General features: G+C 50.1%; 23 protein-coding genes and 1 riboswitch. Of the genes, 6 read left to right on the forward strand and 17 right to left on the reverse strand.

Going from position 1 to position 25,084, the window contains the following annotated elements:
• Position 1 precedes the first annotated feature (1 nt).
• The 10 genes from ACT53G_RS10085 to ACT53G_RS10130 all read right to left on the reverse strand — a co-directional run bounded on the left by ACT53G_RS10085 (position 2) and on the right by ACT53G_RS10130 (position 11,094).
• The gene (locus ACT53G_RS10085; protein WP_194749553.1) at positions 2–616 is read right to left on the reverse strand and encodes a hypothetical protein; all 615 of its coding nucleotides are present in this window, start codon (positions 614–616) and stop codon (positions 2–4) included.
• 114 nt (positions 617–730) lie between these two features.
• Positions 731–2,140 (reverse strand): putative bifunctional diguanylate cyclase/phosphodiesterase, encoded by a 1,410-nt coding sequence (locus ACT53G_RS10090; RefSeq protein WP_476169333.1) that lies wholly within the window; start codon positions 2,138–2,140, stop codon positions 731–733.
• A 223-nt stretch (positions 2,141–2,363) separates the two neighbouring features.
• Positions 2,364–2,448: riboswitch (cyclic di-GMP riboswitch) on the reverse strand.
• Between the two features lie 178 nt (positions 2,449–2,626).
• Positions 2,627–3,907: a c-type cytochrome gene (locus ACT53G_RS10095; RefSeq protein WP_476169334.1), complete on the reverse strand. Its 1,281-nt coding sequence runs from the start codon at positions 3,905–3,907 to the stop codon at positions 2,627–2,629.
• A gap of 9 nt (positions 3,908–3,916) precedes the next feature.
• On the reverse strand, positions 3,917–6,133 hold the full coding sequence (locus ACT53G_RS10100; RefSeq protein WP_476169335.1) for a xanthine dehydrogenase family protein molybdopterin-binding subunit: 2,217 nt from the start codon (positions 6,131–6,133) through the stop codon (positions 3,917–3,919).
• Between the two features lie 2 nt (positions 6,134–6,135).
• On the reverse strand, positions 6,136–6,594 hold the full coding sequence (locus ACT53G_RS10105; protein ID WP_194749556.1) for a (2Fe-2S)-binding protein: 459 nt from the start codon (positions 6,592–6,594) through the stop codon (positions 6,136–6,138).
• A gap of 581 nt (positions 6,595–7,175) precedes the next feature.
• Complete coding sequence (locus ACT53G_RS10110; protein WP_476169336.1) at positions 7,176–8,612, reverse strand: serine/threonine protein kinase; 1,437 nt, start codon at positions 8,610–8,612, stop codon at positions 7,176–7,178.
• A 243-nt stretch (positions 8,613–8,855) separates the two neighbouring features.
• Positions 8,856–9,788, reverse strand: a complete 933-nt coding sequence (locus tag ACT53G_RS10115; RefSeq protein WP_476169337.1) for an ImmA/IrrE family metallo-endopeptidase — start codon at positions 9,786–9,788, stop codon at positions 8,856–8,858.
• 8 nt (positions 9,789–9,796) lie between these two features.
• Positions 9,797–10,273, reverse strand: coding sequence for a hypothetical protein (locus tag ACT53G_RS10120; protein WP_476169338.1), 477 nt, complete (start codon positions 10,271–10,273; stop codon positions 9,797–9,799).
• 9 nt (positions 10,274–10,282) lie between these two features.
• A complete protein-coding gene (locus ACT53G_RS10125) occupies positions 10,283–10,840 on the reverse strand; it encodes a GNAT family N-acetyltransferase (RefSeq protein WP_476169339.1) in 558 nt (185 codons plus the stop codon).
• Positions 10,841–10,884: 44 nt separating this feature from the next.
• Positions 10,885–11,094, reverse strand: a complete 210-nt coding sequence (locus ACT53G_RS10130) for a transcriptional regulator (protein ID WP_476169340.1) — start codon at positions 11,092–11,094, stop codon at positions 10,885–10,887.
• Positions 11,095–11,214: 120 nt separating this feature from the next.
• Here ACT53G_RS10130 and ACT53G_RS10135 point away from each other — a divergent pair, with 120 nt between their 5' ends.
• Genes ACT53G_RS10135 through ACT53G_RS10145 form a run of 3 tightly spaced genes read left to right on the forward strand, consistent with a single transcriptional unit; the run spans position 11,215 to position 13,225 of the window.
• Entirely contained in the window at positions 11,215–11,475 is a 261-nt protein-coding gene (locus ACT53G_RS10135) for a multiubiquitin domain-containing protein (protein ID WP_476169341.1), read from the forward strand.
• A complete protein-coding gene (locus tag ACT53G_RS10140) occupies positions 11,475–11,861 on the forward strand; it encodes an E2/UBC family protein (RefSeq protein WP_476169342.1) in 387 nt (128 codons plus the stop codon). The genes ACT53G_RS10135 and ACT53G_RS10140 overlap by 1 nt, the downstream gene beginning before the upstream one ends.
• Complete coding sequence (locus ACT53G_RS10145) at positions 11,861–13,225, forward strand: ThiF family adenylyltransferase (protein WP_476169343.1); 1,365 nt, start codon at positions 11,861–11,863, stop codon at positions 13,223–13,225. The genes ACT53G_RS10140 and ACT53G_RS10145 overlap by 1 nt, the downstream gene beginning before the upstream one ends.
• Here ACT53G_RS10145 and ACT53G_RS10150 read toward each other — a convergent pair.
• On the reverse strand, positions 13,212–13,562 hold the full coding sequence (locus ACT53G_RS10150) for a ubiquitination-like system serine protease family protein (protein WP_476169344.1): 351 nt from the start codon (positions 13,560–13,562) through the stop codon (positions 13,212–13,214). The genes ACT53G_RS10145 and ACT53G_RS10150 overlap by 14 nt on opposite strands.
• A 179-nt stretch (positions 13,563–13,741) precedes the next feature.
• On the opposite strand from ACT53G_RS10150, the gene ACT53G_RS10155 reads away from it, so the two are divergent.
• Positions 13,742–14,907, forward strand: a protein-coding gene (locus ACT53G_RS10155) for an IS3 family transposase (protein WP_476169471.1) whose coding sequence is annotated in 2 segments (ribosomal slippage) — positions 13,742–13,991 and positions 13,991–14,907 — 1,167 coding nt in all. Because the reading frame shifts where the segments join, the coding sequence is not laid out codon by codon here.
• Positions 14,908–14,976: 69 nt separating this feature from the next.
• On the opposite strand, the gene ACT53G_RS10160 is transcribed toward ACT53G_RS10155, so the two are convergent.
• The 3 genes from ACT53G_RS10160 to ACT53G_RS10170 form a co-directional block, all read right to left on the reverse strand.
• Entirely contained in the window at positions 14,977–15,699 is a 723-nt protein-coding gene (locus tag ACT53G_RS10160; RefSeq protein WP_476169345.1) for a site-specific integrase, read from the reverse strand.
• A gap of 239 nt (positions 15,700–15,938) precedes the next feature.
• Positions 15,939–16,469, reverse strand: a complete 531-nt coding sequence (ssb, locus tag ACT53G_RS10165) for a single-stranded DNA-binding protein (RefSeq protein ID WP_275357292.1) — start codon at positions 16,467–16,469, stop codon at positions 15,939–15,941.
• Positions 16,470–16,473: 4 nt separating this feature from the next.
• Positions 16,474–17,871, reverse strand: coding sequence for an MFS transporter (locus tag ACT53G_RS10170; protein WP_476169346.1), 1,398 nt, complete (start codon positions 17,869–17,871; stop codon positions 16,474–16,476).
• Positions 17,872–17,949: 78 nt separating this feature from the next.
• Here ACT53G_RS10170 and uvrA point away from each other — a divergent pair, with 78 nt between their 5' ends.
• Both uvrA and ACT53G_RS10180 read left to right on the forward strand, forming a co-directional pair.
• Positions 17,950–20,778 (forward strand): excinuclease ABC subunit UvrA, encoded by a 2,829-nt coding sequence (uvrA, locus tag ACT53G_RS10175; RefSeq protein ID WP_476169347.1) that lies wholly within the window; start codon positions 17,950–17,952, stop codon positions 20,776–20,778.
• Positions 20,779–20,993: 215 nt separating this feature from the next.
• Positions 20,994–22,070 (forward strand): AraC family transcriptional regulator, encoded by a 1,077-nt coding sequence (locus tag ACT53G_RS10180; protein WP_476169348.1) that lies wholly within the window; start codon positions 20,994–20,996, stop codon positions 22,068–22,070.
• Between the two features lie 173 nt (positions 22,071–22,243).
• On the opposite strand, the gene andAb is transcribed toward ACT53G_RS10180, so the two are convergent.
• The 3 genes from andAb to andAc are packed head-to-tail and all read right to left on the reverse strand — an operon-like array spanning position 22,244 to position 25,075.
• Positions 22,244–23,311, reverse strand: coding sequence for an anthranilate 1,2-dioxygenase ferredoxin subunit AndAb (gene andAb / locus ACT53G_RS10185; protein ID WP_476169349.1), 1,068 nt, complete (start codon positions 23,309–23,311; stop codon positions 22,244–22,246).
• Positions 23,308–23,781, reverse strand: coding sequence for an anthranilate 1,2-dioxygenase small subunit AndAd (andAd, locus tag ACT53G_RS10190; protein ID WP_194749565.1), 474 nt, complete (start codon positions 23,779–23,781; stop codon positions 23,308–23,310). Before andAd ends, andAb begins: the two co-directional genes overlap by 4 nt.
• Before the next feature lie 10 nt (positions 23,782–23,791).
• Positions 23,792–25,075, reverse strand: coding sequence for an anthranilate 1,2-dioxygenase large subunit AndAc (gene andAc, locus ACT53G_RS10195; protein ID WP_476169350.1), 1,284 nt, complete (start codon positions 25,073–25,075; stop codon positions 23,792–23,794).
• Between the last annotated feature and the right edge of the window lie 9 nt (positions 25,076–25,084).

A 25,084-nucleotide genomic window follows, 5' to 3' on the forward strand; every position in this document is an offset into this window, starting at 1 on the left:
GCTAGACGCTCAAGCGTTGCAACAGCTGCTTGAGTGTGGCCTCGATGGGCTGGCGCACGGCGGGTTGTTCTAGCAAAGACGGCAGCGGTGCCCGCTGCAGGCGTGCCTGCAAATCCTTAAGCTGTTGCTGCAACTGCTGCAGTTTTTGGCGATCGCGTTGTGGCGGGATTTCAAACTCATTTTGGCTGCCATAGCCTTCAAACAGCAAGGTTTCTATCCCCACCACCAAAGCCAGAATACGGTCACCACCAAACGCTTCGTCGAATGCCAGGTCTATCGCGGTCATGCCCTGCAAACGGCGGATCGCCTCAAACTTCCAGTTGGCCTTGCCATCAAATACCCATTCCGTCATTTCGCGCGGCCCGACCTGCGTGCTTTTCGCCAATTCCTCTGGATGTTCGGTATAGAGCTGCAACATCAATGCCCGCAAGTCATCGGTATGCTCACTCATGGCTTGCTTGGGGCTGAGCTCTGCGCGCTGCGCCGAAGAGGGCGCCACCTTTTTTGCGGTGCGCGCTTCCGCCTGTGGCAGAGACAGCATTGCCCACAGGCCGATCACCCATACGCAAACCCTGAAACAAGCACACCCCCTGAAGACTGCAGAATTCACCAACATGCACGCCCTTTCACCGTCAATCAAAGGTCACAGTGTAATCAGCCGCAGTTGCGTGGGTCTTGGGAGATTTTCCTTTTTACAGTCACCGCCAGGCTAGGGTTGGGAATATGCTCGTCAGAACAGGCCCGAGGTTGAATGCGCAACTGGCGAAAGCAGCGGCGAAGGCAATTGTTCAAAGGCCTGTACAGTTAAAGGTTTGCTAAAAAAATATCCCTGGTATTTCATACAGCCCTTGCTATGCAGGTATTCGAGCTGCTCTATCGTTTCCACCCCCTCAGCAATCAGGGTCATTTTGAGATGCTTACCCAGATTCACCAGCGTATCGACAATCGCCTGGTCACTTTCATTATTCAGCAAGTCGCGCACAAAGGATTGATCAATTTTTAATTGCTCAAATGGCAGGTGCTTCAAGTAGTTTAATGAAGAGTATCCGGTGCCAAAATCATCCAGCGACCAACTCATGCCAAATGCCTGCAATGCGCGCATTTTCTGGATCGTATCGTCTACTTCGTTTGCCAGCATGCTCTCTGTGAGCTCCAGTTTAATCTGGCCGGGATTGGCGCCGCTGCGCGTTACAATCTCCTGCACCTCTTGCACAAAATCGGGCTGGCGCAGCTGCGAAGTGCTCACATTCACCGCAACACTCAAGTGGGACAAATGCGGATGATCAGACCATTTCACCAACTGTGCACAGGCTTCTTTTAATACCCAATTACCAATCGGCAAAATCAGACCGGTTTCTTCCGCGGCAGTGATGAAAACACCAGGCGGGATCAAGCCCCGTTCAGGATGCTGCCAGCGTAGCAACGCTTCAGCGCCAAAAATATGACCCTGAGCATCGACCTGCGGCTGGTAATGCAAACAAAAATGCCCTTTGGCGAGTGCTTCACGCATATCCTCATACAGCCCACTACGCAAGGTAATATCGGACTGCATCACAATCAAGGCAATCCCCAAAATACCTAAGGCGGCAATATTATTCATCCATGCCCCAACCGCCCGAATTTCAGGATTTGCAATCAAAGATGCCTGGGTAATGCCAATGTCAGACGAACCAAAAATCAAACATCCCAACAGCATGAGCAACGGAAAAATCACGCGCAGATAAATGCCCTCTTTACGGAACACCAGCGATGATCCTGCGGCAATCGGCAGATAATACATATGCACCGAGCGGACCACCCCGGGCAACGGCACATCAAACACAGAAATCGCAGAAATAATCAGCGCCAAGCCATGCGCCATAAAAATGGCCGCCAGGCGATCCCGGCCCGCATTGATCATGGTCACCACAAGCATGCTCAATATCACCAGGGAAAAATTAAAGGCCATTAACAGCCATTTGGCCTGCCATAAATAGTAAACACTCCAAGCACCGCCCAGAATGATGGAGGCACAGGCAGCAATCGCCAGTAACAGTTTCACCCGCAGTTGATGCGGGTCTTGGGCAAACTGAAAAAGCTCGCCTTTAAAAAGTTTGGCAACCAGTCTCAGTTGTAGAGGAGTGTTTTTAAAGTGTGGCATTAGGCGCGCCTGTCATCCAATTGACCATTGCCAATCCACCACAAACGACTGCGACAGCGCAGTGCAAGCAAGTCATTTCTCTTTAGTAAGTGGTCGATCATAAAGCCCTCAGCGGCGGATACCCTCAATGGGCGAAACAGCACGCAGGCTTTGCCGAGACGGCATAAGCCCAGCCCACACAACACACTACTTGAAAGAACTTGATACATTAACCCTTGCGGTAAATGGTAGCCCCGCTGTCATCAGCAACTGCTTTTAGACCGGAAGCTTTGCGTCCCTGCTTTTCAGCAGGTTTGCCTTTTATAATGGTACTTAACAATAGGTGACAAGTTCATCAAACTTTGTAACGGTTGTCAATCCTCTCGACATTCAATACTGTATGTTTGTCATTAAAAAGCCGCACACACATTTTTCTCAGCAACAATCATGCCTTTTATCTCTGGCAAAAGGCTCGATTGGCAATCTACCGATGGATAGATTTCACTGTCACTCATGTGCCGAAGCGGGCAGTTTTCGAATGTCTGCAACGGCCTTCGCACTCGTCGGTTTAAGATTATGATTCCAGGCGGATTGCATAAAACTGACTAACTGCGCCACCTCAGTATCATTCAAGGTATGTCTGAACTTTGGCATATTGAAGGGTGCCGCCACCCCTTGCGGTTTGAGTTGAGGCGAGCCATTCAAAATGACATTAATGAGTGAGGAGGGGTCTGGATCCATCACAGCCGGGTTGCCCGCAAGCGGTGATAAATAAGGGGCAACCCCTTTACCCTCTTGTCCATGACACGCTGCACAATATTGCTGATAAAGCCGGGCGCCAGGATAGGTTGTCAATGATTTGAACTGAGCCAATGTCGCACCAGAATTGTATTTATACGTCGTTTGACCTTTATCGTTTGTCCCTTTGATTGTTTTCAAGTAGCTAGCGATGCCCGTTAAATCCTGGATAGTCATGCCTTCAGTACTGTTATTAATGACCGTAGTCATGGTGCCAAAAGCGGAGCTATGCTGATTAGCACCAGATTTCAGATACACAAGAATATCCGCCTCAGACCATCTGCCTAACCCGGTATTATGGTCCCCACGTAAGTTGGTGGCAGACCATCCTTCCAGGGTTTCTCCGCTTAAAAATTGATCCGATGCGTGCGTCAGCCCTTTTTCCTGATAGGCAAAGCCGCGTGGCGTATGGCAAGCACCACAATGCCCCAGCCCCTGAACCAAATAAGCGCCACGATTCCAGCTGGCATCTTTTGATGCATCAGGTTGATAACCATGCTTATCTAAAAACAGGCTATTCCAGATGGCCAAAGGGAACCTGTAATTCAATGGCCAAGGAATCTCATTCGCCCGGTTTGCTTGGCGCACCGGTTTCACGCCTTGCATGAAATACACATAGAGGGCGTGAATGTCAGCATCACTGACTTTGGCATAAGAAGGATATGGCATGGCCGGATAAAGATGATGACCATCTTTTGCCACCCCGCGCCGTAGTGCTTTGGCAAAGTCGGACTCGGTATATTTGCCGATACCTGTCTCAGCATCAGGCGTAATGTTCGTCGTATAAATCGCGCCCACTGGCGTCAGCATGGGCAGCCCGCCGGCAAAGGCTTTGCCATGGGGTGCGGTGTGACAAGAGACGCAATCGCCTACCCGCGCAAGATACTCCCCTTTTTTGATCTCTGCCGGATTGACGGCAAACACATTCAACGAGAATGTAAAGGTGACGACTGCGAAACCTATTTTCATCAAACCTGAGGCCATGTTCATGGTGACTCCTTATGCTTTTAGTTGATGCCCGATAGGTAGCTTGCGAATACGTTTGCCAGTCGCTGAGAACACGGCATTTGCCAACGCAGCGCCAATCGCTGCAGTACCAGGCTCACCAATCCCCCCCGGCGCCTCAGCGCTTTTAATCAGGTGGACGTCAATAGACGGCGCTTCATTGATACGCAGCATACGGTAATCATTAAAGTTAGTTTGCTCTACACGACCATGCTCAATGGTGATTTCGTTATATAGCACGGCCGTCAGGCCAAAAATAACACCCCCTTGAATTTGCGCAATCACGGTATCTGGATTCACGGTCATGCCACAATCGACAGCAGACACGACGCGGTCGACCTTGACTTCACCCTGATCATTCACGGTGACATCGACCACCATGGCCAAGAAACTGCCAAAAGCATGCATCACAGAGACGCCGCGACCTTGGCCTTTAGCTAATGGCTTGCCCCAATCACTCTTGCTTACCGCGAGTTGCAAGGCATTTTTCAATCTAGGCGTTTTACCGAGCAGATCCAAACGGTATTTCACTGGATCCACTTTCGCCAAATGCGCCAGTTCATCGATAAAACTCTCGACGACAAAAGTACCGCGTGTCGGTCCAACCCCCCGCCAAAATGCGGTGGGTACATCCCGCGGCTCTACCCGCACATAATCCACATACAGATTAGGCAAATCATATGGCGGCTCTGCCGACACTTCCACTGCATCCGGGTCTACCCCATTTTTGACTAACGGGGGCGCAAAGCGGGCCATGATGGAGGAGCCAACAATACGGTGTGACCAAGCGACCGGCTTGCCGTTAGCATCCAATCCTGCTGAGATACGGTCAAAGTAATAGGGGCGGAACATGTCATGTTGAATGTCCTCTTCCCGCGTCCAAATGACCTTGACGGGGCCCTTTACCTGCTTGGCAATTTTGACAGCCTGCACGACCCCATCAAACTCTAGTCGTCTGCCGAAACCACCGCCGATGAGGAAATTATGCAACCTGACTTTTTCAACCGGAATGTTGAGCGTTTTGGCGGCCATGCCTTGGGCAAACGTCGGAATTTGCGTCCCTACCCAGAGATCGCAGCCAGAAGCGCTCACCTCCACAGTGCAATTCATGGGCTCCATCGTCGCATGTGCTAAAAAGGGTTGCTCATACTCCACACTCAGCGTTTTATCCGCTTTTTTGTAGGCACTGGTGGCATTGCCTTGCTTTTTAGCCACAGCCCCCGGTTTCTTGGACGCCTCACGCAGATCATTCACCAAATCACTGGTTTTTACCGCAGTGCTTTTACCTTCATTCCATTGAATATCCAGTGCGCCCAAGCCGCGCTTGGCGGCCCAAGTATTCGTGGCTATCACGGCAACCGCATTATCTACCTTGACCACTTGTAGCACACCGGGCATTTTCAAGGCGCGGCTATCATCTACACTTGCCAGCGTCCCGCCGAACACAGGACTGGTAGCGATCACTGCAAACTTCACATTGTCAGGGTGTGCATCAATGCCAAACTTCGCCTGGCCATTTACTTTATCAGGCGTATCTAATCGCTTGGCAGCAGTGCCAATGAGTTTGAAATCTTTAGGGTCTTTGAGAGCGACTTGCTTGGGTACAGGCAAGGTGCTGGCCACTTTGACTAATTCCCCATAACGCAGTGTTCGTCTGGAGGCATCGTGGTAAACCACGCCAGATTTTGCATAACAGGCAGATTCGGCCACTTTCCATTGCTGTGCAGCCGCAGCAATCAGCAATGACCGGCACACAGCACCAGCCTGGCGCATGGGCTCCCACAAGGCACGGATGGAAGTTGAACCGCCCGTCACCTGCGCTCCGAGCAACGCATCGGCATACAGCTTTTCATTCGGGGGGGCATGTTCCAGTTTCACAGAGGGGAGATCAACCTCCAACTCTTCTGCTAACAACATGGGAATAGACGTATAAACCCCCTGCCCCATTTCCACCTTGGGCATGATCATGGTGACCTCGCCCTTAGTATCAATCTTGATGAATCCATTCGGGGCGAGCACATCCTTACCGGTTTCCAGCTCGCTATAAGGTTGGGTTTGCTTGCTTTGACTCAATGCAGGCAAACTGATACTCAGCAGCATCCCGCCAGCAGTGGTCGCACTTACCGTCGCGGCAATTTTAAGAAAATCACGTCGCGGAGGATTGGAAACCGTATATTTGTCGGCCAAGCCCTGGATAAGCCCTTGTGACATAACTAGACCCCTTCCTTAGCAGCCACCTTGATAGCGGCGCGTATACGTGGATAAGTGCCGCAGCGGCAAATATTACCGGCCATGGCGGCATCAATTTGCGCGTCATTCGGGTGAGGGTGCTGGTCAAGCAGCGCACAGGCAGACATGATCTGGCCCGACTGACAATAACCACACTGCATCACCTCCAGATCTAGCCAGGCCTTTTGCACAGCCTGACCTGCGGAGGTTTCCCCAATCGCTTCTATGGTCGTAATCTTCTTGCCGCCAACAGCCGAAATGGGCAATACGCAGGAACGCGTTGCCTGACCATCCACATGCACTGTACACGCGCCGCACTGCGCGATGCCACATCCGAACTTGGTTCCGGTCAAGCCGATGATGTCTCTGATCACCCAAAGAAGAGGCATATCAGCGGGTGCATCCACTTGGTGGGTGGTGCCATTAATATTCAGGGTTGCCATCTATGGCTCCTTCCTTGAAAACGTACGAATACTTGTGATTTTTATTATGAAATACGATTATTCATTGAAATAAATTAATTCACGAATAACTCAAGAGTGAATTAATTTAAACCCCGAATCAAGTATAAATTTATGAAATTCTTGCCTAAAACAATTTTACCTTTTGCTGTAAATCGCCTATTACGCTCCAATACTGCTTAAGTTTGGCATTCTACAGATTGGAATAAAGAGTCAATGGGGCTCGTGCGAAACCAATGATTCTTCAGGATTCTATTGCCCTTCTGGAATATTCTTAGCTATAGAAAAAGAAAAAGGCCCTGTAAAAACAGGGCCTTATCTAATTTAAATCAACAACATTTATTATTGTGTCGATCAAAAAGGTTGTTAACACCTCTCATTGATAAAAAGCTTTACCAACTCCCCTCAACCCAGACCAGGAAAGGGTTCTCACACACCGCAAGGTTGAATAATGGATAAATATAAAATATTTTGTGAAGTATTACAGCTTAATTCTTCAAAACTTTACAGCTTATTTGCAAAATCAAATCCGAGGTAAGCAGTGCCGGAGCGACTAATGCACATTATTGTTTTGAGTTTTCAAGAATGTATGCACGAAACTCTTCTTCGCTCATTTCGTTGTGACGAGCATCATATGTTCCAGGGTTTAGATTGTATGCAGAGCGTGTACTAAAGAAAACAAATGACCCTTTCAGAAATCTAGTAATTGGCCTAGCTGACTCTGGAAGTGGATCCCCATTGAACTCGCCATAATCCCAGCACTTGTATTGGGCATACTCCCCAGGTGTTAATTCGGTTAGCGCTTCACTAATTCCATCCAAACTTATGGCATTGGCTATTCCGGAAGGCTCGACCGGCGCAACCTCAAGTCGAAAGTAGCTCCAACTGGTGTCACTACCAAAAGACTCGTACGTTAGCTTTGCGGGTTTTAGTATTTCTGCAATTTTCTCTCCTACATGCAGGGCAATCATGCCTTTCTCTGCAGCACGAGAAACGCCGGTGATTGTGTTTCCGCCACCAGTTGGATAAAACATATGATTAAGCGCCTTCACTTTGGATATCTCCGAAAGCGCCGCACAAATGGAGTCGATGTTTGTCCAGGTGCTGCGCTCAGGTGCTCCCATAGGAAAAAGTTTCTGAGTAAGCTCCGTCCATTCTGCTAAATTACGTGTGTGAAAGTCGCTTGTAATTTTTTGCCACTCTTTTAAACGTGAGATGAACTCCCCGATTTTGGGTCGTAAGTTCGGATCTGTTTCGGTGCACTCCATAAGCAGACGATCTAGCGTTGTTGTGTACGTTTCTGGCAAATATTTTGACAAGGCGAGAGTGGATGCGGGAGTATATTGGCCATCAAATCCAACCTCTACCTTGGTGAGCGCAATCCAGAGAGACTTTGCGAGGGAGTATATGTCTGCCGGTAAGCCATTGGCGAGATGCGCAGTTCTGCGCATCTCAGGAGCCATTGTAAATTTGGCCCCGACATCTCGCTTTGCTGGGGTTATTGGCTCTCGCTCTGGGTATTTAACAAGTCCGAAATCTGATAAACATAGACGGCCATCAAAAAATAGAAAGTTGGCAGGCTTTATGTCCCTGTGTGCAATGTTGCGGGTATGCAGATACTCAACCACTGCAGCAAGGTCTATAAAATCGTTAACAATTTCGGCTGGTTTTTTGTTGCCTATGTGAACTGAAAAAGGCGTGGCTATTGGCATGGAAAACCATGGGGATCCAGTCGACTTATCGTCTGGAATGAACTTTTCCAAAAGGGGTATGATTCCCTTGACGCTCCCGAGCTTCTCGAGGGCTGCTATTTCAACTTTGAATCTCGCGTAGGTTTCTTCAGTAATTGTTCGAAGAATTTTTATTGCTCTTGAAGGTGCACCTGGCTTTGAAGCCTGCCATACATCACCGTTGCCACCGGCTCCAAGTTGTTTCTCAATTGCCCATTCGTTGAACATATCGCCTGGTGAAAGGGAGGGATTTTTGTTACGTTTTGACATCATCAATCCAAGAGTGTTGCCCTACAAAGTAATTGTAGTGACAGAGCACTACGGTCTACTGATTTTAGACCAAAGGATCAAACTTTCAACTTAATGCTGGCAATCAAGCATATTTTGTTCGCGAGCCCCTATGTTTTTGGTGTACGAACCCTGAAACGGATTACTACGGCAACTTCATTGCAAAGCCAACAGAGAAGAAAAGTAGTGGCTGCTCTGGCTCGTGCCTTCTTACACAAGTAATTATTACTCCTGAGATTCGGCCAAGGGAGCGCTAACTCCAATCACGACTTGTCGAGGGCGCAACCACCGGCCAAGCGTTAATACATTGTAGCCATTAGAGAAACTCTCAATATAAAAAATATGTGGGTCGCCATTACTATCGTGCACTTCAATCTCGGCACAGCCTAAAGGCCCTATTTTTGATCTTTTACAATAACCATTTTTCCAAGCCCAAACGTCTAGCGCTGTGATATGAGGAAATTGCTTTTCGAATGGATCTGACGTTACAAAATATTCTATATTCGGCTTCCCTTCCTCAATCGTATGAGGATGTTGACCTATTGTACTAAAACAAATCTCTTCACTATTTTCCACAGTTCGCCAAAGCGTACTTGTAATGGTGTTGCCAAAGTGCTTTGAAAGTGCTCGAACATGAGCAAGACTTAATTGACTTGATAGCCTGGCCGAAGTGAAGACTTGGGAGGGGAATAAAAGCAGACCCGCCCCATAGTTTGCTTCAGCCTCTATAACTTCATGGCAATCGGGAGATAATGTGGTTCGGTTATCTCCGAGCATATAATTCGCATGCCAAGGAATAACACTATGCGAAATTTCATGCGACTCATGCCAGCGTTTCTTTAGATCGGGCACTGACCCATCTATGTATATACGCTTTTGGTCAGGCAGAAATAAAGCACTTAGGTCAAAATTACGGATAGCATCCAGTAATAACTTTGGTCTTTTGATTACTTGCTTTGCACCCACTGTTAATTTGTGGATTATTTCGTCCTGTAAGCCTGGATCTTCAAGTTGATAATATCTTAGATCCAACTTCAACAGCTCACGCACCTCAACCAACGGTACCTTGCCATCAACATAACCTATATCTCGGTGAATACGCTCTACCGTTGAAGTAATATCTCGTGCAGAGCGTGAATCAATCCGAATATTTTTCACTATTGTTCTTATTTTTGCTGTGACAATATCTCTACGAGCGCTCGGACAGCCTCATATTCTGCATCTGTAACAGAATCAGTTCCTTTTGAACGCGCTGCATATCTCAATTGCTCATCGTTAGCAGGAGTTCGATGTCCTGCGAATTCAATGAACTTATCTTTGGAAAATTGGCAAACATCAGCTAATTGGGTAACGGTTCTCGGGTGTAGTTTATACTCAGGTAATGTCTCCACTGCTTGAATATCCGATACCTCAACGTCAGCTAACACAGCCATTTCTTCTACCGTCCAGCTTCGCTTTTCTCTCACATAACGTACAACCTTACCCAATTGTGTAGGAACGCTTTCTAAAACTTGCGGGGTTACTGTCCTTTGTTCAACAATCTTATTAAATTCCTCAAGAGTAGGTCCCACAGTCGAGACAACAAGATCATCACAATGCTCTAATTTCCTATCAAGCCATTCATCCGAAAATATAAATTTCATAGTGGCCTCCTATTTCATAAACGCTACAGCAGACGCAGCGCTAAGTTCATAATACTTTAAAGAGCTTTGAGTATCTATCCCATAACACTCAAACTTATGACACTCATAAAAAGCTTCTGCCTGTGGTAAAGAGTGCAAACCAAGACGTCCTTTAAAACCAAGGGCCATGCTTGTTTGTATGGCGGCACTTATCAGCACTGTTCCCACACCTCTATATTTAGGATCCGTAGCGAAGCCTGGCAAATTCCAAGGTGCTGTAGATAGATACGGAATGTAAACAAGCGGCTGATGCAACGTCTCTTTACACTTGCTCAAATACCCATCCGTGATTAACAGCATAATACCTTGAGGCAATCCTTCACATTCGACAGCAAAATTCGGCATTGATAAAAGCTTAGCGCTTCCATCAATTTTATGTTCCCACTCCCAATGGCCGTGCTCAAGTTCCGGCTTCGCCACATCTTGAACAGTTGCAGCCACTTTAGCTTGCGACAGAAAACCACCCCATGTGTCATCCGCCATCTTGGCAAAAGCCGTATCAACATTCTCATGCAACAGGGCATCCACCTTTGCACCTGAAGTTACGTGCCTCAAACTAATATTATGGGAAGTCACAGGACAACCACCTCTTTCTTCTCTTTGAGTTTATCGTCTTCAAAAAATAGCTTGTCCCCATCCTTCAGTCGAACATTTATCAATTGATACAACCGCAAGGCCTGGCGAATTACTGCCGTTTTGCTTAGGTCTTTTTCAACACACAACTCCTCCAACACCGCCATTTCGACCTCTGTAAGGTTGAGTGTCATGGTTTTTTTAGACATACCGAATCTCCTTTTATGCAACAACTATAGATTATTTAGCTAAAAAATGCAAATTTATTACTTGTTTTTTAGCTACTTATTAGCTATTATTTAGCCACACCTAAACAAAGGAGCAGTAAAATGAAACCTACAAACGATCCAAACGTACCAAAAACACAGCATCCAATCTTCATTGATGGCACAAAATACACCATTGATGCCGACACACTTACTGGCACTCAATTACGTGCATTAGTACCAGTGCCAGAAAACAGAGACCTGTGGTTAGAAGTACACGGACCTAAAGATGACATTCTTATCCGTCCCGAACAAACGTATGAAATTAAATCTGGGTCTCAGTTCTACACCGCACCCAGCACAATCAATCCAGGAGGTCGCTAATGGAACTGCCGGCTCGAGATTTAAAATTTCTGAACGAGCGAGGGTATGACTGGCAATTGTCGCCAGATCCCCAAGGCGCGGGATGCTTATTGGTAAAAGGTTTTGATGTAGCAGTCGGCGGCTTTACCCCCAATACAACTGATCTGATGATTCGTATTCCACCACAATATCCAATTGCACCCTTGGATATGTGGTACTGCGACCCTCCAATACGCATCGCTCAAACTGGTCAGTTTGCTATTGCTTCTGAAGTTATGGAGCCGCACTTAGGTCGCCAATGGCAACGCTTCTCACGCCACCTAAATGGTGGCTGGCAATCGGGGATCGATGGTCTTAGATCCTTCTTTGCATTAATCCAACGCGAACTTCAAGGAGTAGGAAAGTAATGTCATTGCATAAGGTTGTCTTGCTAGAAGAGCATCTAACAGAGCTGAATCAATACTTGTTTGACCTGCCAGGGATAGAGGGGGCAGCATTTATTCTATGCGGACAGTCGGTTTCAGATAAGGTTACAAAGTTAATCTCACATGCTGTGTTTCCGATTAAAAACGAAGAGTACCTTCTACGAGAGCCTTATAGATTAAGCATTTCATCGGCCGCGCTCGCACGTGTAACAAAATTGGCTCGATACGAAAACTTAAGCATTATCTTTGCACACTCACACCCTAAAGGTATTCCTGAGTTTTCGGAACAGGATGATGGTGAAGAAGAGCAGTTAATGCCATTCCTCCAGTCTCGCGTTCCAAATCGCATTCATGGCACCCTAGTACTAACCGAGAACCAGATAGGTGGACGCCTATACGTCCCTCACCGCGTTGCAACAGATGCAGTGATAGTTGTCGGGAATAGATTAAATGGTCATTTCCCTGGTGACTCAGAAATAGCACCCATCTACGACCGCCAAGTCAGAGCCTTCGGTAAAGACGTGCAACATATACTTAGTAAACTACATGTAGGAGTGGTAGGTCTTGGGGGCACAGGATCCCCGTTAGCTGAACAATTATGCCGCCTGGGCGTTGGAGCATTGTCATTATTTGATGGGGATACTTTTGAGGATACAAATGTAAATCGAGTTTTTGGCTCCAGGCTCGAAGATGCAGGACTGCTAAAAACGGATATTGCAAAAAGGCAGCTTGATGCTATTGGCCTAGGCACTGACATTAGAACATACCCAAAACATATTACTGACAAGAACACTGCATTGGCTCTTCGAGATTGCGATGTTATTTTCGGATGCACCGACAAAGAATTACCGCGAGCCATTCTTCAAACACTAGCCTTGCATTACAGCATACCGGTCTTTGATCTTGGCGTATTAATTGACTCCCATGGAGGAAAAATTATAGGGGTGCATGGCAGAGTAACTACTTGCATGTCTGGAGAAGCGTGCTTATTTTGCCGCGGACGTATCACTTCTGAAAACATAAGACTTGAAACACTACCGGATGAAGAGAGGCAGCAACAGATTAAAGAAGGGTATGCTCCAGAACTGGGAGACCCAGCGCCTGCGGTTATTGCATTTACAGCAGCGACTTCAAGCCTTGCAGTTTCGGAATTGCTACATCGCCTGACCGGATTTATGGGAACAGAGCGTTACTCATCAGAGGTGCTAATTGCATTTGATATGTCTCGCATTCGGACCAATAGAATAGAAGCGAGAGAGGGATGCACTTGTATTGACAAGGCCGAGTGGGGATGTGGAGATAGAACTCCGTTTTTAGATTTGATGTGGTCAACTAACACCAAATAACTTCGCTATCTCGAATCCAAAAATGCGCGCCACAGGTTGTTGAATCAACTGACGGGTGAAGGGAGAACTTATTTCCCGCCCTCATCTCGACACGCCAGAAGGGTTTGTGACTTTGCATTAGGTTTAATGCTAGCTCTTGGTTACAGCCACAAGGACATTGCATAATGAGCCACTTATACCCTTTGCCCCCGCCAACTAACGCAGCAACGCCAGGATTACTGGCTGCTGCAATTGCATCAGACCGAGACTCAAATTCTTTTAAGTCATATTTGTAACGCCTAGACTTAGTTTGAATGCCAAAAAAACGTGCAATTAAATTAATCAGTTTATTGAACATAAGCGAGTCAAGAATGCGAGGATTTCATAATACTTATTTACTTTGAGATTCTACTTTGCAGATCTTCCAAACGCAGGTATTTTTTTCAATTAAATACGATAATGTATGGGCTTCCCCCAATAAAACGGACACTTTTATCAAGCATGTTAAGATGGAAGGAAACGTAAAAGATGGAAGCAATGGCAGTTCGCAGAAAATTCTGTGCCGAGTTTAAAACAGAGGCAGTCAAATTAGCCCGTCAATCTGGTGTATCTATCAGTGGTGTGGCACGTGATCTGGGTGTTCATGAAAGTATCTTGCGTCGCTGGATACAAGACGCAAGCCCTTCAGTAAAACCCAAGCAATCTCACATTGATACAGATAGTCTTGCCCAAGAGGTTTCTCGTTTGCGCAAAGAGAATGCGCAACTGAAGATGGAGCGGGACATCATAAAAAAAGCGCTAGGCTACTTCGCAAAAGACCCGCAGTGAAGTACGCCTTTATTGAGCGGCAATGCTTCGTTTGGCCTGTGAGAGTGATGTGTCGGGTGCTGGATGTTTCGCACAGTGGCTTTTATGTCTGGCGTTTGCGTAAGCAAAGTCAGCGTGAACGGCATAACCAGATACTGAAAGCACAGATAAAAGATAGCTTTCACGGCAGTGATCGCACTTATGGTTGTCCCCGGATCTGGCTTGATTTACAAGCATGGGGACAAGTGTGCTCAGAGAATAAAGTGGCCAGATTGATGCAATCGCTTGGGCTCAAAGCCAGAACCAAACGAAGACGACAGCCTGGTGATTTAGGGGTGCGTAACGTGCATATGCTGGCACCCAATTTATTGCAGCGACAATTCAGTGCGACGGCACCCAATCAAAGCTCGGTATCAGACTTCACTTATGTGTGGACGGTGGAAGGTTGGCTATCTGTCGCAGCAGTGCTGGACTTGTACTCACGCCGCATCGTTGGTTGGTCCATGAGTCAGAATATGACAGCGCAACTAGTGATGGATGCATTAATGATGGCTATTTGGCGCAGAGGGAAACCCGTGTCACTGATGCACCATTCAGACCAAGGCAGTAAATATGCCAGCGAGGACTTCCAGCGCATGCTGGCTGCGCATGGCATCACTTGCAGCATGAGTCGCAAAGGGGATTGCTGGGATAATGCTGCGATGGAAAGTTTCTTCTCGACATTGAAGCTTGAGAGAGTTTATCGCAGACGATACCTCACACGAGAAGAAGCGCGTGCAGACATATTCGATTATATTGAGCGATTTTATAATCCAAAGATGCGTCATTCGACGCTTAGTGGTATGAGTCCGGTAGCGTTTGAAGAGCGCTATTCGAGCTTAACTCAGTGTCCGTGAAATTGGGGGAAGCCCATATCCATGCTTCTTAGCAGCTGGGAGCTTACTCCGATGCTGCGTCAAATACTCCTAAATACGGTTAACGAGTTCGTCATCAAGGGGAAACTGTCGCTCGCGTGTTTTGGCCACTGGCTGATACCGGCGCTCATCATGTGGTGAATCTGGTCGTCTCATGATTCTCAAAATATTCGCAGCGAAGTTGATATCGTCGACTTTCAAATTCAGCAACTCTCCGCGCCGCATTCCAGTTGTACAAAGGATGGCAAACATGAGGGCATTCCGGAATTGGACGGAATAGTCAGCGAATGGATTTCCTTGCGCCCCAGGCTTCAGCTGAGCCTCCAACGCGTCCAAAGTAGAGTCCTCCAGGGATTTTTCATCTCTATCACTGTCCAGCGTTTTTGTTCTTTGATTGGGACGATTGCACTTGATTTGCATCACCATGGCTGAGATTTGCTTCTCGGCTTCCTCAGATATTGGATAGAGCCGTCTGGCCAGAAACTCAAGATATTCTGCAGCAACAGTCATCCGCGCATAGTGGCTGCTAGAGCAAACGGACTTTTGCTTTCGTGACAGGGGAGCAATCTTCCCGGCTGCCTTCTGCGAAAAAGATGTCTGCAAGAAATCTCTCAGCGAGTGCACCTCATCACTTTTTAGAAACTCGCCTACTGAAAACCGCTGTTCAAAATTTAAGGCGTAGATGTCCTGCCAAGCGTAAAGGCATTTGATCGCGTTCAGCGCGTTCTGGATCGTGTTTAATGCCCGAGCCCCTCCTCTGAGGATCACGGTCACCAAAGAGTAGGATAGAAGAGAGGCACCCCACGCTCATCAACTAATATGGCTTATCTCTCCCCATCGCCACCTTTGATCCTCTTTACCGACAGCGCCATAAAGACTCCATTCTTTACGATTTTGCATGGTAGTAGACCTTAAGCTAACCATCAACTATCTTTTACAGTGTCAAAAAAGCAAAAACCCTCGCTAGGCGAGGGCTCTTTGGTAATACTTTACAAATTACTCTTAGGTGTAAGTCAGAACGGAATATCGTCATCAAAATCGTCAAAATTGCCAGCTGGTTTGCTAGCAGGCTGGAAGGCATTGCGGTTTGCGCCGCCAGCGGCGTTACCGCTGCCCATCGCAGGTTGCTGCTGACGTGGTGGGGCCTGGTTGTAGTCGTCCATACCGCCGCCTTGATCCATCTCACCGCCATCATAAGAGGCGCTGCCACCTTCACGGCCAGTGCCTAACATTTGCATCTGGTCGGCGACGATTTCGGTGCTGTAGCGGGTGACGCCATCTTTTTCCCATTTACGGGTTTGCAGGCGGCCCTCAATGTAGACTGGGCGGCCTTTTTTCAGGTACTCGCCGGCGATTTCGGCCAAACGGCGGTACATGACGATGTTGTGCCATTCGGTTTTTTCCTGGCGCACGCCGGATTTGTCTTTCCAGTTTTCGGTGGTGGCGATACTGAAGTTAGCCACTGCCTCACCGTTTGGCATGTAGCGCACTTCAGGGTCACGCCCGAGATTGCCCATCAAAATCACTTTGTTGACTGATGCCATGGTGTTACGACTCCCCTATTCGATTCATGATTGCTTGCGACAATGCCGCCTGAAATGCTTTGCTGCGCTGATTTTCCAACTTTACCATGAGCATGGTTTCTGAGGGAATGGCGACGACTTCATAGACGCCTTCCATCGCGCGGATATCTTGCACCAGTTTGGCGGCCTGGGCGTCATTATACCCTGCTTGCAAATGGAACATTTTGGTTTTGACACTGGGCGGTGCCTGCATGCCGAGCGCGAGGCCAAACCAGATCAGCATGAGCACAGCGCAGAAGACAAACACGGTGCTGCTGCCATAGGTGTGCGAGAGCCAGCCACCGAGGGCGGCGCCTAAAAACATGCCAAAAGACTGTGCGGTGTTGTGCACGCCCATGGCGGTACCTTTGGCGGCGACCGGCGCCATTTTTGAGATGAGTGACGGCAACGAGGCCTCAAGGATATTAAACGCCACAAAATACGAGAACAGGGTGGCGACAATGCCCCAAAGGCTGTTGAGGCTGAACATGAAGGCGATTTGCGTGAACAGCATGAGGCCGACGGCGCTGATAAAAACAGGTTTAAGCTTGGCTTTTTTCTCGGCATAAATAATGGCGGGCACCATTAAGACGAATGAAATCAGCAGCACTGGTAAATAAATTTTCCAGTGAGAATTTTCGTTCATGCCGGTGCTGTGTTTGATGGCAAACGGCACCACCATGAACATGGCCATTTGCGCCCCATGTAAGCAAAACGTGCCAAAGTTCAAGCGCAGCAGTTGCTTATCGCGTAATACCTCGCCGATTTTGGCGGGCACCGCTTGGGCGTCGGAGTGAAAGTGCGCATGCAAGGGCTCTGGCACGGCAAACTTGACCACGCCGATGGCGAGAATGGCCAGCACGGCGGTGAGCCAGAAAATGCCTGGTACACCTATCCATTGATTGAGGATAGGCCCGGCCACCAGTGATACCGCAAAGGTCACGCCTATGGTCGCGCCTATCATGGCCATGGCCTGTGTGCGGTGTTCTTCGCGGGTAGAGTCGGCCACCAGCGCAGTCACCACCGCAGAAATCGCGCCTGCGCCCTGAATGGCGCGCCCGACAATCACCATGTAAATATCTGCGGCAGTCGCTGCAAACACACTACCAATGGCAAACATGACCAATCCGAGATAGATCAGTTTTTTGCGGCCGAAACGGTCAGAAGCGATGCCAAACGGTAACTGGAAAATCACTTGCATGAAGCCATAAGCGCCGAGGGCGAGACCGATCAGGGTATGGTTGTCGCCGCCTTGCAAGGTTTCGGCATAGATGGCAAAAATAGGCAGGATTAAAAACATGCCCAGCATACGTAGCCCATAGATAGAGGCAAGGGCCGCGGTGGCGCGGGTTTCTATCTGGGTCATTTTTTCGGAGAACTGCATGAATCTTTTAAGAAAACTTGGCTTAATTTCAAATAATTGCGTATATTATCAGGTTGGCTGTCTGTTCGTGAAAGTATCATGGAATTTATCAAAATTCGCGGGGCGCGCACCCATAATCTCAAGAACATCAATCTGGATATTCCGCGCAACCAACTGGTTGTGGTCACCGGCCTGTCAGGCTCAGGAAAGTCTTCGCTTGCTTTTGATACCTTGTATGCAGAAGGACAGCGCCGCTACGTCGAAAGTTTATCTGCTTATGCCCGCCAGTTTTTGGCGCGCATGGACAAACCGGATGTGGACCTGATTGAAGGCTTGTCACCGGCCATCTCCATCGAGCAAAAATCGACCTCACACAACCCGCGTTCCACGGTCGGCACTGTCACTGAAATCCACGACTATCTGCGTTTGCTGTATGCACGTGCCGGGGACCCGGAATGCCCAGAGCATGGCATCAAGCTTGAGGCACAAACCGTGAGCCAGATGGTGGACAGTGTGCTCAAGTTGCCGGAAGACACCAAGCTGATGATTTTGGCGCCGGTAGTCTCTAACCGCAAAGGCGAACAGCTGGATTTGTTTGACACGCTCAAGGCCCAAGGTTTTGTGCGCTTGCGCATTGATGGCAAGATCTACGAAATGGATAGCCTGCCGCAGTTGGCTAAAACCACCAAGCACAGTGTAGACGTGGTCGTCGACCGCCTTAAAGTGCGCGAAGACATAAAGCAACGGATTGCTGAATCCTTTGAAACCGCACTGCGGCTGGCAGATGGCAAAGCGGTCGCACTGGAGATGGATAGCGAAAAAGAACACCTGTTCTCTGCCAAGTTCTCCTGCCCGGTGTGTGACTACTCACTGGCCGAACTCGAGCCGCGTTTATTCAGCTTTAACAACCCGATGGGCGCTTGCCCAAAATGCGATGGCCTGGGTCAGGTCACGTTTTTTGATCCCAAGCGCGTGGTGGCTTTCCCGCATTTATCGCTGGCCAGTGGCGCGATTAAAGGCTGGGACAAGCGCAACCAGTTTTACTTTCAGATGCTGGCCAGCCTGAGCCAGCATTATGACTTTGACCTGGAAGCACCGTTTGAAACGCTGCCGGAAGAAACGCAGCAAATTCTGCTGTATGGTTCTGGCCGCGAGCAAATCGCCTTTAAATACCTCAATGAGCGTGGCACCTTCTTTAGCAAGTCGCATACCTTTGAGGGCATTATCAATAACCTGCAACGCCGTTATCGCGAGAGTGACTCGACTGCGGTGCGCGATGAGCTGGCAAAATATATCAATGCGACTGCCTGCCCGGATTGTGGCGGCACGCGTTTGCGCAAAGAGGCTCGCCACGTCAAGGTCGGCGACAGAAACATTCACCAGATTTGCGAAGTGCCGCTCAAACAGGCGCTAAATTTCTTTGAAACACTGCAACTGAGCGGGCAAAAGCTGGCGATTGCCGACAAGATCGTCAAAGAGATCGAAAGCCGCCTCAAGTTTTTAACCAATGTCGGTCTGGACTACTTGTCGCTGTCGCGCTCGGCAGAAACCCTGTCTGGCGGCGAAGCGCAGCGTATCCGCCTGGCCTCGCAAATTGGCAGCGGTCTGACTGGCGTCATGTATGTGCTGGATGAGCCTTCCATCGGCCTGCACCAGCGCGACAATGACCGCCTGCTGGAAACCCTCAAGCGCCTGCGCGACATTGGTAACAGCGTGATTGTGGTCGAGCATGACCAGGATGCCATCCAACTGGCAGATTTTATTGTCGACATTGGCCCCGGCGCGGGCGAGCATGGCGGCAATATTGTGTCTTTTGGCACCCCGGCCCAGATTGAAGCTGACCCCAACTCATTGACCGGGCAATATATCAGCGGCAAAAAACAGATTACCTTCAAGCTGCCTCGCACACAGCCAGACCCCAAGCGCATGATCAAGCTCAATGGCGCCAGCGGGAACAACCTCAAAGACGTCAGCATTGAGATTCCGGTCGGCCTGCTGACTTGCGTCACGGGCGTTTCCGGCAGCGGCAAATCGACGCTGATCAACGACACGCTTTACCGCGTGGTCGCCGCGCACTTGTATGGCAGCAGCACCGAACCTGCCGCGCACCAGAGCATTGAAGGTCTGGAGTTTTTTGACAAGGTGGTCGATGTTGACCAAAGCCCGATTGGCCGCACACCGCGCTCCAACCCGGCGACGTATACCGGCTTGTTTACGCCAATTCGTGACTTGTTTGCCAGCGTGCCGGAAAGCCGCGCGCGCGGCTATGGGCCTGGCCGCTACTCATTTAACGTCAAGGGCGGCCGTTGCGAAGCCTGCCAGGGCGATGGCGTGATCCGCGTGGAAATGCACTTTTTGCCAGATGTGTATGTGCCTTGCGACGTCTGCAAAGGCCAGCGCTATAACCGCGAAACGCTGGAAATCCAGTTCAAGGGCAAAAACATCCACGAAGTACTGGCCATGACGGTGGAACAAGCGCACCAGTTCTTTAATGCACAGCCGGTGATTGAACGCAAACTGAAAACCTTGCTGGACGTGGGCCTGGGCTATATCACGCTGGGGCAATCGGCCACCACACTGTCTGGCGGTGAAGCACAACGGGTCAAACTGGCACTGGAACTCAGCAAACGCGATACCGGCCGCACGCTGTATATCCTAGATGAACCCACCACCGGTTTGCACTTTGCGGATATCCAGTTATTGCTGGACGTGATTCACCGTTTGCGTGACGCGGGCAATACCGTGGTCATCATCGAACACAATCTGGACGTGATCAAAACCGCCGACTGGCTGATCGACATGGGCCCCGAAGGCGGCGATGGCGGAGGCGTGGTGGTCGGTGTCGGTACGCCGGAAACGCTGGCAGAAAACAGCGCCAGCTACACGGGCCGCTACCTGATTCCGCTGTTAAAACAGCTCAAACCCTGATTTACCCCCCTGCTTCTCTGGCCAGGCCTGCAAATGCACGCCTGGCTTTTTTCTGTGTGCATGCGCCGTTGGGTGGTATGCATCTTGCTATCTTTAAGACACATAACAGTAAAAAATTCTTTTTAATCCAGATAGATAGCTGAGGTTATCCAAAAAGTGCAGCCACTATCCGGATACTGCAGATCCTCAGGCCAGAGGGAAGAGAGAGGCGCACCATGACTGTGTTAGGCAGCACTATATTGGAGCAAAGCAGACTGGATCAATCCAGCCGGACGGACCACCGTGTGTCGGCCCTGATTGCTCAGCTGGAAACGACATTATTTAATGACGATAATCGGCTGTTTTGTTCGTCGGACATGGACGAAGTACAACAGACCGTAGGCGATATTTTCAAGCCTCACCGCCTGAAAATCCGCGACCACCGCGAGCATGGTATTGCCAGCATGCATCATGTGCGTCAGGGCGCCTTGTCGTTAAACCGCTTGCAGTACCAGCATGAAGTGGTGATAGACCCTGACCGCCTCAATGATTTTTTTCTGGTGCATATCCCGATGAATGGCAGTTCCACCATCCGCTGTGGCAATCACCGCTTTGTGTCTACCCCCGAGAATGCCTCGCTGGTGTCACCGACCTTGCCACTCGAAATTGAATGGGAAGCTGGCAGTGCAGACATCATTTTGCGCATTGAACGCGCCCGCCTGGACAAGCACTGTGCGCAGCATCTGGGCATGCCGCAGCTGGAAAAACCGCTGGAGTTTCATCCTGACTTGCAACTGCAAACGCCAGCCGGACAATATTTTTTAAGGCTGGTGAGCATGCTGGCCGACAACATGCAGAGCCCGTATCCGCAGTTAAATGAACCCATCGTATTTGAGCAGTTTGAATCCACCCTGTTTAATGCCCTGCTGTATGGCCAACCCCACAATCTGTGTATGAAAGCCCCGATTACCAATATTGCGCCGTTCTACATCAAGCGGGTAGAAGACTATATTCATGCCCATACTGCCGACAGCATGACCATAGAATCCCTGGCGGCGATTGCCGGGGTCAGCGCCCGCACCTTGTTCGCGGGCTTTCAGCGTTATCGGGGGTTGAGCCCGATGGATTACCTGCGGCAAGTCCGGCTGGACCGCGTGCGCGAGATGCTGTTATCGGAAAAAACGGCACACCTGTCAGTGACTGAAATCGCCATGCAATGGGGATTTAATCATATGGGCAGGTTTGCGATTGATTATAAAAAACGCTTTGGCGAATCCCCTTCCGCCAGCCGCCGGTTTGGGCCGGGGCATTGATGCTCAGTGAGCAGTAGCCATCATCAAACCTCATGGCTAGCGCTAAGTCCCACGATGACTTAATTCAGGTGATGGGCGCATCACAGCGCAATGTGCTGAAGCCTTGCGGATGGCCCCGTGTGTCGCGCTTTTTGCCAGCGTAATGGCTGGTTAATCAGCGCGACACACGTGGGTTATGCGGCCTGTCGACGGTCGGCCTGTGAATAGAAGGCATCGGCAAAAAATGCCGTGGGTGCCAGGCCTTGTGCGACAAAGCGCTGGTTGGCAGTGGCCACCATGGCTGGCGAGCCGCAGGCATAGACCTCAAATGGCTGTAAGTCTGGCCAGTCTTGCAATACCGCATCCGTGACATAGCCTTGCCGCCCCTGCCAGGACGTCGCTGTGGCTGCCGATAATACCGGCACGTACTGAAACCAGGGGTAGCGGGTGGCCAGATTCAGGCATTGGCTATGCTGGTACAAGTCCGGCAAGGTGCGGCCGCCCCAATACAAGGTGACGGGGACCTCGTTGCCTGCAGCAATCAGCGCCTCGAGCATGGCCTTGACCGGGGCAAAGCCGGTGCCGGTCGCGACCATGATTTTGGGCTTCTGGGTTGCCTGCAGCGTGAATTGTCCATGCGGACCATCAATCGACAGCGGCGTGCCCGGTGCGAGTTGATGAAACAGCTGATCGGTAAACAAGCCACCAGGCAGATGACGGATATGCAACTCCAGCGCATTGGCCGTGACTTGGGCCAATGAATAACTGCGGCGCTGGTCGCCGAGCAGGATATCGATATATTGACCGGGCTGGTAAGCAAAACGGTGCGCAGCTGGCAGTTGCATCCGCACCAGCGCCACATCCGGCGCCACCTTGTCCAGGCTGGTCAACACCACCTCCACCGCCGCAGGCTTGGCAGTGGCAGGCGCAGCCTCCGCTTCTACCGCTACCTGCACGCGGCCGTCATGTATCCTGAGCGGGAAGCTACGCACGGCCTCGGTCACCGGTGCGCAGCGTGGCTCACCCGTGCGGATATCAAACAGGCCCTGATGCAAAGGACACTCGACACAGCCATCTTCCACATAGCCTTCAGATAGCCGCGCCACACCATGGGTACACAAATCATGCAAAGCGAATAACTGATCCTCAAGCCGGAAAATGGCAAGCTGCATGCCGACGGCCTCAACCGCGACCGGTTCCTCCTCGCTAAAGTCCTCGACGGCGCCAATATCTGTCCAGCGGTGTAAATGGACGGTACTCATATCGGCGTCGCCAGCAAGGTTTGTACACGTGAGGTGTCATACACCACCTGCCGCCGCTTGAAGCGCCAGCCCTGGTCGGTGCGCACAATCTGGTCGATGTAGCGACCCGTCTGGTAGACGTGCGATTCGCCATTTTGCAGCGTTTGCACCACCACATAGCTGGACTCTGCCTGTACCTCATCGGCACTGCTGGCCTGCAACACCAGGCCAGAGGTCATGTGGCGGTAAGTATGGCTCTCAAAAATATTGGCATGGCGCAAGGACGTGACGCGGTCTTCGAGCATATTGCGGTTATCAAAATAAATCATGCCGATGGGCAAGCCCGCATCAAAATTTTCTTTGGGCACAATGCTGTAGTGGCAGTCTTCGGTAAAAAACTGTGGCCAGCGCTCCAGCTGATCGTTATCAAGCGCCGCAATATAGGCCTGCTGTAACTGTTGCACTTCAAACCAGGTTTGTAATTCTTGCATGCTGTCCTCCTTAAAAACCCATGAGCTGCTGATAGCCGACCCAGAAGCGTCTGATCAGGCTTTCGGTGATCAGCGTGTCTTGCTGGTCTGGCTGGTCTTTGCTCATTTCAATCACCGAGCAGGCATCGCCATCACGCACGGTGCCACGTTGCACCAGCTCGGTCGCCTCGGTGTCTTCCATCGAGATATACCCCGCCGGGCCCACCAGATTGGCCTGTTTGAGCCGCATGGCGCGCAATTCCGGCGTGTCATCCACATAGCCAAAAAAGTGGAAAATCAGCTCGAAATTGTTGGGGCCTTTGGCCAGCAACTGCCGCGCCACCAGCGTATTGTGGATTTGCTGTACGACCAACTGCGGGAAAATCGGCTGGATATGGTTGGTGGTCAGCTCTTCATACTCCTGTATCTGTCCGAGCAGGCTGTCATCCTTGAGCTGAAAGCCTTCATCAAACGAACGGATGGCCTGCGCTTTATACGCCTCGGCGGTCTGCACCTCGTTTTTGGTCGCGGTGATGATGCTATGCAAACCATGGGTGGCATCCGGGATCGAGCGCGCCTTCATGCCGACCCGGAAAATATTGAAGGTGGTATGAAACAGGTGCAGCAAACTGGCGTGATACGGATCTTTGACGTTTTCCAGATACAGTTTCCAGTTAGATTTGGAGTATTGGCGGGTGCAGCCCAGATACTCGATCGGCTTGTGGAAAATACGGTCTATCCACGGCCGCATTTCAGGACCGATATAGTCAGGCAAAGGCGCCACCGTGTCGCTAAAGGTGGCAAACACCAGGCCTTTATAGCTGTCTACCCGCAGCTGCTTGAGACCGTGCTCTTTCGGGTTAAAGTCTTTGGGCATGCCAGACATGCCTTTTTGCCCACGGCGGAACGGCACGCCCTGCAAATTGCCCTCACAGTCAAAACTCCACTGGTGATACACACAGGTATGCTCACTGGCATTACCGCGCGCCTGACGGCAGACTTGTGCGCCGCGGTGCGCACAGCGGTTCACCCAGGCGGCCAGTCCGCCTTCTTTGGTGCGGGTCATCACCACCGGCGTATCCCCAACAAACGTGCTTTTAAAGTCGCCGGGGTTGGGGATTTCGGCTTCCAGCCCGAGAAAACTCCAGGTCGGCCCGCGAAAGATGCGTTCTTGCTCCAGCTCATACACTGCTTGCGAGCTGAACACGGCGTAAGGAATACGTGAACCGTCATCGGTGGGAAACTTGAGCAAGGGATCACCAGACTGGGACTTGCCAGCATGGAACTGGACGGCTTGTGCTTGAATAGCGTTCATATTGACCTC

The organism is Methylophilus sp. DMC18 (assembly GCF_056314005.1).